The organism is Aeromonas sp. 600886 (genome assembly GCF_049174935.1).
Classification (GTDB): Bacteria; Pseudomonadota; Gammaproteobacteria; order Enterobacterales; family Aeromonadaceae; genus Aeromonas; species Aeromonas veronii_A.
In genome coordinates this window covers 40,443-54,703 of record NZ_JAAKUB010000031.1, presented here as the reverse complement: position 1 = coordinate 54,703, position 14,261 = coordinate 40,443, and the positions used below count along the sequence as shown (strand labels likewise).

The window sequence follows — 14,261 nt, the reverse complement described above, 5'->3', positions numbered from 1 at the left end:
TCCTTAGTTCAGTCGGTAGAACGGCGGACTGTTAATCCGTATGTCACTGGTTCAAGTCCAGTAGGAGGAGCCAATTCAAAAAGCCCTTGTCGCAAGACAAGGGCTTTTTTCTATTTGGCGCAGCCATTTTTTAACCATAAAAACAACCACACACGCACAGATGAACCGCAGGATAGATATGGAAAATCATGTACTTATAGAGTCAAAGGGGCGACTTGCCGCCATTCGGAACTGGATGGAACCCGTGCTGGTGCTGCTTATTCTTGGCAGCCTGTTCGGTTACCTCGGCAGCCAGATGGGCCTCTCTGCCATGGTCAACACCCTGTTCAATACCGCCCACCAGCTGCTGCTCAATACCGTACTCTTTATCATGGGGATCACGGTGCTCTCCGGTGCCCTGAGCCAACTCTTGAGCGAGTTCGGGGTGATCCGCCTGCTGGAGGTACTGCTGGCCCCGCTGATGAAGCCGGTGTTTCGCCTGCCTGGCCGCACCGCGCTGGCGGCGCTGATGACCTTCTTCTCCGACAACCCGGCGGTGATCAGCCTCGCCAAGGACAGCCGCTTTCGCAAAGGCTTCACCCCCTGGCAGCTGGTGTCGCTCACCAACTTCGGCACCGCCTTCGGCATGGGGCTGATCGTGGTGACCTTTATGGCCACCTTGCAGCTGCCGAGCGGTGAATCCACCGCCAGCGCGGCGCTGATCGGGCTGCTCGGTGCTCTGGTGGGCTCGGTGGTCTCTACCCGACTGATGCAGCGGATGATCCGCCCCTTGGTGGGGGAAGTGCTGAACGATGACGCTGTATCGTCCGACGGCCGCAAAGTAGGGGTAACTAAAGAGGCTGCTCCCGGCTGGCTGCGGATCCTCAACTCTCTGCTCGATGGCGGCAAATCTGGCGTGGAGCTGGGGATGGCGGTGATCCCCGGGGTGCTGATCATCAGTACCTTCGTGATGCTGCTGACCTTTGGTCCAGGCGACAAGGGCTATACCGGCGAAGCGTTTCAAGGGGTTGCCCTGCTGCCGGTGCTGGCCGCCAAGGTGAGCTGGCTGTTTGACCTGCTGTTTGGCTTCCAGCAGCCGGAGCTGGTTGCCTTCCCGGCTACCTCCCTCGGTGCGGTCGGTGCCGCCATGTCGCTGGTGCCCCCCTTTATTGCCAAGGGGTGGATCACCGGTAACGAGGTCGCGGTGTTTACCGCCATGGGGATGTGCTGGAGCGGCTTCCTGAGCACCCACACCGCCATGCTGGATGCCCTCGGCTATCGCCACCTCACCTCCCGCGCCATCGTTGCCCATACCATCGGCGGCCTGTGCGCCGGGTTGGCAGCGCACCAGCTTTATATGCTGCTGGGCTGAGCAGGGTGAAAAGAGAGAGGGGCGCTGTGGTGCCCCTCTCTGTATCTATCGGTGACGAGTTGGCTCGTCCTTCTGTTTACTCAACATCGCCGAACAGGCTCTGTGTGATCACCGATTCCGGCATCATCTCCCGCAGTCCGGCGACCAGTTTTTCCCCCGCCTCATGCAGCGCAGCCAGCGGCATCTCGGGCAGGCTCTCAAGAATAAACCACATCTGGCCCGAATCGACACTGAGTCGGGTACGCACACCCTGCCGCCAGTTCCAGCGCCGACAGGTGACCCCCTTGTCATCCCGCCAGACCACCTCGCCGGGTTCCGGAGATTCGTGTGCGGGTTCGCCCCCCTTCATGGTATCGAACTGCTCGCTGCCATCGGCTACCACCAGTCGCGGTAGTCCCTCATAAGCAAGCAGGTTTTCGCCCCCCACCGGAATGGCGTAGCGGATACTGATGGCGTTGTAGAGATCGACCACGGGATCGATGGCGGGCAGGTTGCCGTCGCGGGCGACCAGCTTTCTCAGAGCCTCGGCGGAACAGGGAGTCCGCTGCGGCTTGGCGCCAAATTTTCTGAACAGCTCGCCCCAAGCGGCGAGATGCGCTTCTGCCCACGGCACATCGGCGCCCAGCATGGCGGTGCAGGCTTCATCAAGGGCGCGCGCCCCCACATTCGGGTCGACCACGGCGGCGGCCTGTACCGTGATGCTCAAAGCGCGGAAGCCGGGAGCCAACTGGCTGACTTCGGGGGAGATATGGGGGGTGATCAGGGACATAGCGACTCCATAAACGAAAAAGGCAGGGAGAAGGCGGCTGCCGGCCAGCATAGCGGTGACGGCAAATCCGGTTTGAGAGCCATCTTGCGCGAACATTTTAGATAAGAAAATTTACATGATCTTAATAGCCATAAGTTTTATGAATTAAAAATGATGTGATCGAGGGGATGGCGGGCATGTACCGGCATATAGCGTAGAGGAGCCCTGCCGCCTCCGGTTTGCTGCGGCAATGCCCTTTTGCCGCCTCGATCTGCAGCGGCAGCCGCTGGCCGCCCGGCTCTCTTGTGATGACCTCAGTTGCAATGCCAGAACACAAGGCGGCGATTCAAATCACTCGGTGACTCAATGGGTTGGTTTCTCCCTGCGCTGTTCACTGCATTCTGGCCCCGCTTATGCACTCCTCCTGGCAACACCATCAAGGGTCGTTGTCGCGGAGAGATATCATGATCAGCAGCCTGCTTCCCCTTGCCTCGATCGCCCTCAAGCTGGGCAGTCAGCTGCTTGGCAGCAGTAGCAAACCCCAGCCCGTGCAGCCTGCCGTACAGGAGGAGCACCTAGCCCCGACCGTCCAGAGCCTGTTCCAGCGACTTGGTATCAAGGATGCCGACAACGAGCAGAACCGCACTGCCATCAACCACTTTATGGGGGAGCTGATGCAGACTCTGGGGCAGGAGAATGGTGACCAATCCCTCCCAGCCGCCATCGATAGCGCCCGCAATCAGCTGGCGAGCGGCACTCAGAGCACCCGCCTCGATGCCCTGCAAAGCGAGCTCGATACCCTCAAGGATTCCCTCGGTGCCAGCCATCTCAACCTCGATCAGCTGCTCGGCGCCTTTAAACAGACCCTGCCAAATGGCAAGGGAGAGGGGGTCGGCAAACTGCTCAATGCCAGTGCGTGAAATGCCTGAGCAGTATCGACTTCAGTAGATGACGAGCCTGTCAATAAATAATCTGGTAGCGTATTCGTGTGGATGTGATGCAAAGCGTGACTATGGCTATTTCCTAGGAATAGCCCACCCGTTTCATATCCATAGAAGAGAGGAATTCATATCTTTCTATTCGTGGAGAATCAAATATGCCGTCAGTTACACCTATGTATTGCAAAAAGTGTGGTAACCATTTCAATGGCTATTCAAACGGACTTCTCGCTGTTCGGTGTGAATACACGGCCAATTGTCCAGCGTGTGGAAACACAATCGCAATACATAATATTGGGGCTTTTTTTACATCGGTACGTCCTGCTAATTCAGTAGAACTAAAGAAGTCGTAAATAAGGGGAGCTATCGCTCCCCCTCCTCACTTTCAGATATGCCCGAATTTAAGTGCGTTGCGCCAGACATGTTTCGGCAGCAGTGAGGGCCGCTTCCACCTGCTCGCGGGCAACGCCGCCTTTGGCAACCCGCTTGGCCAGGGTCGCTTCCAGTTCCAGATTGGGGTAGACGTCGAACTCGATCACCGGGCTGAAGCGCTGGAACTCGCCAATGGAGAGCTCCTCCAGCGGTTTGCCCACACTGATGGCGAAGACCACGGTTTCGCCGACGATATGGTGCGCTTCACGGAATGGAATCCCCTTGGCTACCAGATAGTCCGCCAGCTCGGTGGCGTTGGCGTAGCCGCCCTGCGCCGCCGCCATGGTGCGCTCGCCATTCACCTTCAGATCGATCAGCACCAGCGCCGCCATGTCGAGGCAGTCGTGCCAGGTGTCGAGGGCATCGAACAGTCCCTCCTTGTCTTCCTGCATGTCCTTGTTGTAGGCCAGCGGCAGCGCCTTGAGGCTCATCAGCATGCCCATCTGGGCGCCGACCACCCGACCGGTTTTGCCGCGAATAAGCTCCAGCGCATCGGGGTTTTTCTTCTGCGGCATCAGCGACGAGCCGGAAGTGACCGCATCGGAGAGCTCGACAAAGCCCGCCTCGCCGGTGTTGTAGAAGATAAGGTCTTCAGCAAAGCGCGACAGGTGGGTCATGGAGAGGGACGCCACGTGCATCAGCTCCACTACGTGATCCCGATCGGAGACCGAATCCAGACTGTTGCGGGTGGCGCCGGCAAAGCCCATGTCCAGCGCCAAGGCTTCGCGGTCGATGGCATAGGCGGTGCCTGCCAGCGCGCCGCAGCCGAGCGGGCTGGTGTCGAGCCGCTTCAGCGCATCCTGCAGCCGGGAGTAATCCCGCTCCAGCATCTCCACATAGGCCAGCGCCCAGTGAGCGAAGGTGACCGGTTGGGCCCGCTGCAGGTGGGTGTAACCGGGCAGCACGGCAGCCTGATTGGCACGAGCGGAGGCGACCAGCCCCTGCTGCAGGGCGGTGATGGAGCCGAGCAGCAGCTCGCCCTGCGCCTTGCACCAGAGTTTCAAGTCGGTGGCGACCTGATCGTTGCGTGAGCGGCCGGTGTGCAGCTTCTTGCCAAGATCGCCGACGGCGGCAATCAGTTGGCTCTCGACCCAGGAGTGGATATCTTCGGCATCCGAGCTCAGGATCTGCTGGGGATCCTGCTGCACCGAGGCGAGCAGCACCTCCATCGCCTGCTGCAACTTGCCCTGCTCATCGGCGGTCAATACGCCCACCTTGACCAGCGCTTTGGCCCAGGCCATGGAGCCTTGAATATCCTGCTCCGCCAGCCGGTAATCGAACCGCAGCGAATCGTTGAACTGCTTGAACCGGCTATCGGCTCCCTGACTGAAGCGTCCACCCCAAAGTGCCATACTGCTCTCCTTGAATGCGTTGTCGGCGGCGCCCTGGCCACCGAGCTTGAAATCGTGCCCTGTTTTTCTGCGAGTCTGTTATCTCACAGAAGCGGCCGGGGCGCTGCCGCTCTTGTCACACCCGCTGATGATGGCTCAGGGGCTATGCCCTCTGCCTGTAGAAGAGGGGGCCATGCCCCCTCTTCGGTACCAGCGGATTAACTCCAGTGGCTTAACCGTGGGTATGATCACCACCGATGGCTTGATGCTGCTCCTTCATGGCGCGGATCCGGCTGGCCAGTGTGTAGAGACGGATAAAGCCTTCGGCATGGCTCTGGTCATACACTTCGTCGGCGCCGAAGGTGGCGAAATCTTCGGAGTAGAGGCTGTTCGGCGACTTCTTCTGCACCGCGGTGACCTGACCTTTGTACATCTTCAGCACCACTTCACCATCCAGATCTTCGGCGATGGCGTTGGCCGAGGCGAGGATCGCCTTGCACAGCGGAGTGAACCAGCGGCCGTCATAGACCAGATGGGAGAACTCGGCACCCAGCTTCTCCCGCCAGGCGCGGGTCGGGCGATCCAGTACCAACTCTTCCACGGCGCGCAGCGCGGCGACCATCACGGTACCGCCCGGGGTCTCGTAGCAACCGCGGGACTTCATCCCCACCATCCGGTTCTCGGTGATGTCGATGCGGCCCACGCCGTGCTTGCCGGCACGCTCGTTCAGGGTCATCAGGATCTGGTGCGGGCTGAGCGGCTGGTCGTCAACGGCCACCACTTCACCCTGCGCCACGGTCAGCTTGACGTACTCCGGCTGATCCGGTGCCTGTTCGGCCGGTACGGTCCACTGCCAGACCGCTTCGGACGGCTCGTTCCAGGTGCTCTCCAGCTCGCCACCCTCGGTGGAGATGTGCCAGGCGTTGGCGTCGCGGCTGTAGATCTTCTTCAGGGTCGCCTTGCAGGGGATGTTGCGGGTCTCCAGGTAGGCCAGCAGATCTTCCCGGGAGCGCATGTCCCACAGACGCCAGGGGGCGATCACTTTCAGCTGGGGCGCCAGCGCGGCGACCGCACCTTCGAAACGCACCTGGTCGTTGCCCTTGCCGGTGCAGCCGTGGGAGATGGCATCGGCCCCTTCCGCCAGCGCGGCCTCGACCATCGCCTTGGCGATCACCGGACGGGCCATGGAGGTACCCAGCAGATAGGTGCCCTCATAGACGGCGCCGGTCTTCAGGGTCGGGTAGACGTACTCTTTGACGAACTCTTCCCGCAGATCCTTGACGATGCACTTGGTGGCGCCGGAGGCGATGGCTTTTTGCTCGATTCCTTCCAGATCGTCACGCTCCTGACCGACGTCGGCGACGAAGGCGATGATCTCCGCATCATAGTTTTCCTTCAGCCAGGGAATGATGGCCGAGGTATCCAGTCCGCCCGAGTAAGCCAGTACGATCTTGTTGATTCCGCTCATTTACTTCTCTCCATGATGATTCGATAAAAGGGTGTTATTGGGGGTCGGTTGCCGTTATTTGTGCCCAAGCAGGGTTAGCAGCACGGCGTTCTGGATATGCATCCGGTTTTCGGCCTCGTCCATGATGAGGGAGGCGGGGCCATCCATCACCTGCGAGGTGATCTCCAGCTCCCGGTGCGCCGGTTGGCAGTGCAGCACGTGCTGGATGCCGGTGCGGTCGAGCAGGGCCTGGTTGATCTGGTAAGGCATAAAGAGGTCTTTGACCTGCTCCATCGGGGTGTTGTCACCCATGGAGACCCAGGTATCTGTGTAGGCAACGTCGAACCCTTCGATATCCGCCACGTCATCACTGATGTGGATGGTTGCCCCCGATTTGGCCGCCAGAGCCTGCGCCTGCAGGAAGATCTGGGTATCCGGGCCGTGGCCTTTCGGGCAGATGAGGGTGACGTCTGTACCGAGGGTCGCCCCCAGCAGCAGCAGAGAGTGGCTGACGTTGTTGCCATCACCGAGGTAGGCAAGCTTCACCTTCGACAGGTCATCGTAGTGCTCGGCAATGGTCATAAAGTCGGCCAGCCCCTGACAGGGGTGGTAGAGGTTGCACAGGCTGTTCACCACCGGCACTGTGCCGTGCTCTGCCAGCTCGACCAGGGTCTGGTGATCGAACACCCGGGCGACGATGGCATCACACCAGCGCGACAGGTTGGCGGCGAAATCCTTCACCGACTCCCGCTTGCCCAGCGCGCCGTTCTGCTGATCCAGATAGACGCTGTGGCCGCCCAGTTTGGCGATGCCGATGTCGAAGGTGACCCGGGTGCGCAGGGAGGGTTTCTCGAACAGGGTGACCACGCTCTTGCCGGCCAGCGCCTGGCTGTACTTCTTTGGGTCGGCCTTGACCGCTTGGCCCAGCGCAATCAGCGCTTCAATCTGGGCTTTGTTCAGATCACTGTCTTTCAGAAGATGTTGCATCGGATGTTCCTTGTTCCGGTGGAGATCAAATAGCTACCTGGGTGCCGACCGCGCCGCCAGCCAGCAGCTTGAGCAGCTGATCCGGGTAGCGCCAGCTGGCGACACAGACCGGCTTGCCGAGGGTCTCGGCGGCGTGCAGGGCCGCTTCTACCTTGACCGCCATACCATCGCGGATCACCCCTTTCTCCATCAGATCCAGCGCGGTCAGCTTGTCGAGCTGGGGCACCAGCTTGCCCTTGCCATCGAGGATGCCGCTCACATCGGAGAGCATCACCAGATCGGCACCGAGCGCCTCGGCAATGGCGGTGGCCGCCTGATCCGCGTTGACGTTCATCAGCTGCCCCTCGGCAGTGATACCGATGGAGCTCACTACCGGCAAGAAGCCCTGACCGAGGATGCCTGCTACCAGCGCCGGGTTGCCCGGCTTGCACTCGCCGACCGCGCCGAGATCCGGGTCAAGCTGGGTCACCTGACACAGGCCGCCATCTGCTAGACAGAGCCCCACAGCCGGAATGCCGGTGGCGATCGCCTTGGCCATCATCTGCTTGTTGGCGGTCCCTGCCAGCGCACCGGCAATAAAGGGGATCTGCTCGAACGGGGTTACCCGCAGGCCGTTCTTCTTGGTAGAGGTGAGACCCAGCCCCTTGAGCAGGTCATCCACCAGACAGCCACCGCCGTGTACCAGCACCAGCGGACGGTGCTGATCGTCGAGAAAAGTTTTGAGGGTGGCGAACAGGGCGGTCAGCGCCTCGTCGTTCTCGATAAGGGCACCGCCCAGCTTGATTACCAACGTCTGTTTGTCCATGTTCGAGATCCTTCCTAAGTCCTTAAATCAGGCCGGTGGCCGGTTCAAAACCAAATTTGATATTTATGCACTGCATGGCTTGCGAGGCGGCGCCCTTGAGCAGGTTGTCGATGGCCGAGACCACCACCAGCATGTTGCCCTGCTGTTGCCAGGCGATGTCGCAGTAAGGGGTGCCCGCTACGCCACGGATGGAGGGCATCTGGCCGGTGAGGCGCACCAGCGGCTTGCTTTCGTAAGCCTTGAGGAAGGCCTGATCCACCTGGGTGGGAGTCACGCCGTCCGCCAGCTGCACATAGATGGTGGCCAGGATGCCGCGCACATAGTTGCCGAGGTGGGGCTGGAACAGCACCTCCTTGCCGAGGTGGTGGCTGATCTCCGGCTGGTGTCTGTGATTGAAGGTGCCGTAGGGATTGAGGCTCACTTCGCAGAAGCTGGTGTTGATGACTGCCTTGCGCCCGGCGCCGGAAACCCCGGAGACAGCGTTGATGATGGGCTGCCACCCCTTGGCAATCAGGCCATCTTGCTGCAGCGGCTTGAGGGCGCACAGCGATGCGGTCGGGTAGCAACCGGGCACCGCAATCAGCTGGGCGGTGGCGATGGCATCGGCGTTCCACTCGGCCAGGCCATAGACGGCCTGATCCAGCCACTGTTCGCTGTCGTGGGTGAAGCCGTAGAAGCTGTCGTAAAAGCCCTGATCCTTGACCCGGAAGGCGCCGGAGAGATCGAACACCGGCAGCCCCTTGGCGAGAAACTTGGGGGCAAGCGTGGCGCTCACCTCGTGGGCGGTGGCCAGCAGTACCAGATCGGCCTGGGTCAGGATCCGGGTCATGCCGTCGTCGTCCAGCGGCAGCAGCGGCTGATCGAGGGCGCCGACCCACTGGGGATGCAGGGAAGAGAAGCGCTTGTGGGCATCCTGACTGCCGGCGGAGACATAGAGGCCGAACAGCTTGAGTTGTGGATGGTTCTGTACCAGTGCGGCCAGTTCGGCTCCCGCGTAGCCACTGGCACCGACGATAACGGTGTTAAGCATGTTGAATATTCCAAGTCAGAGTTCGAGATTCACAGCATGACGCTGCAGTGCACAAGGGTGTTCGAGCGCCCCTTTGCACAAGTGCGGAGGGGCAATTCAGGCGGGTGTGTGTCGTCGGTTATAGATCAGGTGACAGAACATTAACTTTCCCTTACAACTAGAAGCCTTTGTTGATGAGCCAGATATTCAGGTAAAATTACAGAATATTCATGCACTCACTTTGCATTTGTATTTTCTAACAGAAACATTCCGGGGACGCAAGGAGGAGCTGATGGCCAATCTGGATTTTTTTTCACTTTATAAGAATATTATTGCGATTCCCTCTATCAGCAGCACGGATCCCAAGTGGGATCAGAGCAATGAGGCGGTGATCCGGCTGCTGGCCGACTGGTTCGGTCAGCTCGGTTTTCAGTGCGAGGTGACGGCGCTCCCCGATCTGCCGGGCAAATTCAATCTGGTGGCGACGATGGGTCAGGGGGAGGGCGGTCTGCTGCTGGCGGGCCACACCGATACGGTGCCGTTCGATGAGGGGGGTTGGAGCAAGGATCCCTTCAAGGTGACCGAAGAGGGCAATCGTCTCTATGGCCTCGGCACCATCGATATGAAGGGCTTCTTCGCCTTTATCGTGGAGGCGCTCAAAGATATTGACCTCACCAAGCTGACCAAGCCGCTGCGCATTCTCGCCACTGCCGACGAAGAGACCACCATGGCGGGGGCCCGCGCCATCGCCGCGGCGGCCGAGCTCAAACCCGACTACGCCGTGATTGGCGAGCCGACCGGACTGGTGCCGGTGGTGGCCCACAAAGGGCACATGTCGGAGGCGATCCGCATTACCGGCAAGAGCGGTCACAGCTCGGATCCCGCCAACGGTGTCAACGCCATGGAGATCATGCACAAGGCGATGGGGCAGGTGCTGCGCTTGCAGCAGGATCTGAAAGATCGCTACGCCGACCACCGCTTTGCCGTGCCGCAGCCAACCCTGAACCTGGGTTACATTCAGGGGGGTGACAGCCCGAACCGCATCTGCGGCTGCTGCGAGCTGCATATCGACCTGCGACCCACCCCGCAGGTGGGGCCGGACGAGCTGATGGGGATGCTCAAAGAGGCGCTGTCGCCCATCGAGATCCACCAGCCGGGCTGTCTGCATCTGCAACATCTGCATGAACCCATTCCCGCCTATGCCTGCGCCGACGACTCTGTGCTGGTGCGCGAAGCTGAGAAGGCGAGCGGTCGCGCCGCCGAGTCGGTCAACTACTGCACCGAGGCGCCGTTTATCCAGCAGCTTGGCTGCCAGACCATAGTGATGGGCCCCGGCCATATCACCCAGGCGCACCAGCCTGACGAGTACCTTGACCTCTCCTTCGTCAAGCCGACCACCTCGGTGTTGCAGCACCTGATCAGACGTTTTTGCCTGTAGTGGCGGCGGTGAGAGGGGCGTAAGAACTGTAAGTAAGTTACATAACAAGCCGGTTGTGGAGTGGTGATGGAAATACATGTTCTGAATCGGCCTGTTATTTGACCTTGCGCAGACAATCTGGGTAGATTGTCACCCTAAGATGACGGAGCATATGTTGTAATCGCACAACAATAAGTGAGGTCGTCTAGCACCCCGGATGGGTGTCAGGCACCAACAAGATAAGGATGTGGAATGAACGAAAAGTACGCCGCACTACGCGCCAACGTAGGTATGCTGGGTCAGCTGCTGGGTAAATCCATCAAGGATCATCAGGGTCAGGCCTTTCTCGACAAGATCGAAACCATTCGCCAATTGGCCAAGTCCTCCCGCAAGGGCAATGAATCAGACCGGGAACGTCTGCTCGATACCCTGCGCACCCTGAGCGATGACGAACTGCTGCCGGTGGCTCGCGCCTTCAGCCAGTTCCTCAATCTGGCCAACGTGGCGGAACAGTTCCACACCATCTCCCGTCGCTGCGAAGAGCAGGTCTGCACCCCGGATCCGCTGGAGCAGATGTTCGACAAGCTGAAAGCGTCCAACCTGTCGCAAGAGGCCATCATTCAGGCCGTGCGCGAGCTGGATATCGATCTGGTGCTGACCGCTCACCCCACCGAGGTGACCCGTCGCACCCTGATCCACAAGCACGTACAGCTCAACGACTGCCTCGAGGCGCTGGAGCTCTCCGACCTGCTGCCCCGCGAGCGGGACAAGATCCTCAATCGCATCGAGCAGCTCATCAATCAGGCGTGGCACACCAACGAGATCCGCGAACAGCGCCCGACACCGGTCGACGAGGCCAAGTGGGGCTTCGCCGTGGTGGAGAACAGCCTGTGGCCCGCCATTCCCGAATTCATGCGCAATCTGGACGAGCGTCTGCAACACCATCTGGGTGTGCGGCTGCCGCTGGATGCCGCGCCGGTCAAGTTCACCTCCTGGATGGGCGGTGACCGTGACGGCAACCCCTTCGTCACCGCCAAGGTGACTGCCGAAGTGCTGGAGCTGGGCCGCTGGATGGCGGTGAGCCTGTTCTACAAAGACATCAAGGAGCTCACCTCCGAGCTCTCCATGTCTGACTGTACCGACGCCGTGCGCGCTCGCGTTGGCGATCACCCCGAGCCCTACCGTGCGCTGGTGCGCGAGCTGCGTGAAGCGCTGCGCGAGACCAAGGAGCACCTCACCGCCAAGGTGCAGGGCCAGGCGAGCGAGAGCCAGGATCTGGTCAAGACCACCGCCCAGCTGCGCGAGCCGCTGGAGCTCTGCTACCACTCATTGCACGCCTGCGGCATGGGCAACATCGCCGATGGCATGCTGCTGGATGTGCTGCGCAAGGTCGCCTGTTTCGGCATCCATCTGGTCAAGCTCGATATCCGTCAGGATGGCGAGCGTCACGGGCTGGTCTTCTCCGAGCTGACCCGCTATCTGGGTCTGGGTGACTACGCCGAGTGGAGCGAAGATGACAAGCAGGCCTTCCTGCTCAACGAACTGAACTCCCGCCGCCCGCTCATTCCCCACGACTGGGAACCGAGCGCCGAGGTGCGCGAGACGCTGGATACCTGTCAGGTTATCGCCGAGCACGACCCCGATGCGTTCGGTATCTACATCATCTCCATGGCCGGTGCGCCGTCCGACGTGCTGTCGGTGCAACTGCTGCTCAAAGAGGCGGGCTGCAAGTTCCGCATGCCGGTCGCCCCGCTGTTTGAAACCCAGGATGACCTGATGGCAGGCACCGCCGTGATGGAGCGTCTGCTCTCGGTGGACTGGTATCGCGGCTACATTCAGGGCCGTCAGTACGTGATGATCGGCTACTCCGACTCTGCCAAGGATGCGGGCATGATGGCCGCCGGCTGGGCCCAGTACGCCGCCATGGAATCCCTTGTGGGTCTGGCCGAAGCCAACAATATCCGCCTCACCCTGTTCCATGGCCGTGGCGGTACCGTCGGTCGTGGTGGTGCCCCTGCCCATCAGGCCATCCTCTCCCAGCCGCCGGGATCCCTGCGCGGCGGTCTGCGTACCACCGAACAGGGGGAGATGATCCGCTTCAAGTTCGGTCTGCCGAAAGTGGCGATCAAGAGTCTGGAGCTCTACACCAGCGCCGTGCTGGAAGGGAACCTGCTGCCGCCGCCCAAGCCGAAAGAGTGCTGGCGCGAGGTGATGGAACAGCTGGCCGCCGACTCCTGCGATCACTACCGAAGCATTGTGCGCGGTCATCCGGACTTCGTCCCTTACTTCCGTGCCGCCACCCCGGAGATGGAGCTCGGCAAGCTGCCGCTCGGCTCCCGTCCCTCCAAGCGCAAGCCTAACGGCGGCGTCGAGAGCCTGCGCGCCATTCCGTGGATCTTCGCCTGGACCCAGAACCGCCTGATGCTGCCGGCTTGGCTCGGTGCCCACAAGGCGCTGCAGCAGGCCATCGACGGCGGCAAGCTGGCGGTGTTGGAAGAGATGAGCGCCCAGTGGCCCTTCTTCCGCACTCGCCTCGAGATGCTGGAGATGGTGTTCCTCAAGGCGGACGTCTGGCTTGCCGAATACTACGACACCCGTCTGGTGCCGCAGGAGCTGTGGGGCCTTGGCAAACAGCTGCGTCAGGAGCTCGCCGAATCCATCGAGGTGGTGCTGAAACTGAGCCCGCGCGGGGATCTGCTGGAGGATCAGCCCTGGATCAAGGAGTCCATCAAGCTGCGCAACCCCTACACAGACCCGCTCAACGTGCTGCAAGCCGAGCTGCTCAACCGCTCCCGCAACCACCCGGAGACCCTGCACCCCGAGCTGGACAAGGCGCTGATGGTCACCATCGCCGGTATTGCCGCAGGTATGCGCAACACCGGTTGATCGCCAGCCCAAGCCAGCAGGCTTCAGCAATATCCATCAAGCCAAAGGGCGCCGACACGGCGCCCTTTGTTTTTTGTTGCCCAGCAGAATTCGGCTCGATGGGAACCCCACCCATGTTTTGGACTGTATTTTGTAGGGTGCAGCAAGCGCAGCGCATTGTACGGCTCGGAAATGATTTTATCCCTGACTCGTCCTGTGTTTAATTCGGCAAGCAGCACAATTCACCTTGTTCATTGCTCTCTACTCATTACCGGTGATGGGTACAGATTTCCCCTCCGGCTTGCATCCCTCGCCATGCAGGCGCAGACTGTTTGGCCTTGTTTTTATGCGATTCGATTCAAGGCAACCATCATGACTCCTGCCATCAACCTGCTGAAGAAGCTCAAGATTCCCCACAAGCTCTACCCCTACGAGTGCGACGCCCACGACGATTTCGGCAAGCATGCCGCGACCCAGCTCGGGTTGCCGGAGGCGCAGGTGTTCAAGACTCTGGTTGCCCATCACGACAAGCAGGCGGTGGTGGCCATCGTTCCCTCATCCGGCATGTGCAGTCTGAAACAGCTGGCCAAGGCGACCGGTCTCAAGAAGGTGGAGATGATGAAACCGGCGGAAGCGGAGAAGCTGACCGGCTACAAGGTGGGTGGCATCAGCCCGCTGGCCCAGAAGAAATTGTTGCCCACTGTGCTCGACGAGTCGGCGCTGCAGTTTGACGAGATCCTGGTGAGCGGCGGCAAGCGCGGCCTCTCGGTCGGCGTGGCGCCGCAGGATATGCTGACGCTGATGAAGTGGATCGCCGCACCTATCGGCGAAGAGTAGTGCCGGGCAAGGTGTGAACCCGCTATCCGGGCCTGTGGTGGCCCGGATTGCCCCACCTGTGAGCGGGCGCGAGCCCTGTGCTCAACGGGGTGCG

Annotated in this window: 11 protein-coding genes; 5 read left to right on the top strand and 6 right to left on the bottom strand. The window is 60.7% G+C overall.

Features of this window, described 5'->3' with window-relative positions; all coding sequences use genetic code 11:
- The first annotated feature begins 178 nt into the window (after positions 1 to 178).
- Entirely contained in the window at positions 179 to 1,351 is a 1,173-nt protein-coding gene (locus G5179_RS19105) for a nucleoside recognition domain-containing protein (RefSeq protein ID WP_421258918.1), read from the top strand.
- 76 nt (positions 1,352 to 1,427) lie between these two features.
- Here G5179_RS19105 and G5179_RS19100 read toward each other — a convergent pair whose 3' ends face one another.
- On the bottom strand, positions 1,428 to 2,120 hold the full coding sequence (locus G5179_RS19100; protein WP_421258917.1) for a B3/4 domain-containing protein: 693 nt from the start codon (positions 2,118 to 2,120) through the stop codon (positions 1,428 to 1,430).
- A gap of 443 nt (positions 2,121 to 2,563) precedes the next feature.
- Between G5179_RS19100 and G5179_RS19095 the strand changes: the two genes are divergently transcribed.
- Complete coding sequence (locus G5179_RS19095) at positions 2,564 to 3,019, top strand: hypothetical protein (RefSeq protein ID WP_421258916.1); 456 nt, start codon at positions 2,564 to 2,566, stop codon at positions 3,017 to 3,019.
- Between the two features lie 419 nt (positions 3,020 to 3,438).
- On the opposite strand, the gene argH is transcribed toward G5179_RS19095, so the two are convergent.
- From argH to argC, 5 genes are all read right to left on the bottom strand, one after another.
- Entirely contained in the window at positions 3,439 to 4,821 is a 1,383-nt protein-coding gene (argH, locus tag G5179_RS19090) for an argininosuccinate lyase (RefSeq protein WP_219264529.1), read from the bottom strand.
- Between the two features lie 211 nt (positions 4,822 to 5,032).
- Positions 5,033 to 6,268 (bottom strand): argininosuccinate synthase, encoded by a 1,236-nt coding sequence (locus tag G5179_RS19085; RefSeq protein WP_005341608.1) that lies wholly within the window; start codon positions 6,266 to 6,268, stop codon positions 5,033 to 5,035.
- 54 nt (positions 6,269 to 6,322) lie between these two features.
- Positions 6,323 to 7,234, bottom strand: coding sequence for an ornithine carbamoyltransferase (locus G5179_RS19080; RefSeq protein WP_421258915.1), 912 nt, complete (start codon positions 7,232 to 7,234; stop codon positions 6,323 to 6,325).
- A 25-nt stretch (positions 7,235 to 7,259) separates the two neighbouring features.
- Entirely contained in the window at positions 7,260 to 8,039 is a 780-nt protein-coding gene (gene argB, locus G5179_RS19075) for an acetylglutamate kinase (RefSeq protein ID WP_005336097.1), read from the bottom strand.
- Positions 8,040 to 8,061: 22 nt separating this feature from the next.
- Positions 8,062 to 9,069, bottom strand: a complete 1,008-nt coding sequence (gene argC, locus G5179_RS19070) for an N-acetyl-gamma-glutamyl-phosphate reductase (RefSeq protein WP_421258914.1) — start codon at positions 9,067 to 9,069, stop codon at positions 8,062 to 8,064.
- 271 nt (positions 9,070 to 9,340) lie between these two features.
- On the opposite strand from argC, the gene argE reads away from it, so the two are divergent.
- The 3 genes from argE to ybaK all read left to right on the top strand — a co-directional run bounded on the left by argE (position 9,341) and on the right by ybaK (position 14,167).
- Entirely contained in the window at positions 9,341 to 10,486 is a 1,146-nt protein-coding gene (gene argE / locus G5179_RS19065; RefSeq protein ID WP_227341843.1) for an acetylornithine deacetylase, read from the top strand.
- Between the two features lie 231 nt (positions 10,487 to 10,717).
- A complete protein-coding gene (gene ppc / locus G5179_RS19060; protein WP_115522987.1) occupies positions 10,718 to 13,351 on the top strand; it encodes a phosphoenolpyruvate carboxylase in 2,634 nt (877 codons plus the stop codon).
- A 351-nt stretch (positions 13,352 to 13,702) separates the two neighbouring features.
- Positions 13,703 to 14,167 carry a Cys-tRNA(Pro) deacylase gene (ybaK, locus tag G5179_RS19055; RefSeq protein ID WP_139463594.1) on the top strand — a complete coding sequence of 155 codons (465 nt, stop codon included), beginning with the start codon at positions 13,703 to 13,705 and terminating at the stop codon, positions 14,165 to 14,167.
- The last annotated feature ends 94 nt before the right edge of the window (positions 14,168 to 14,261 follow it).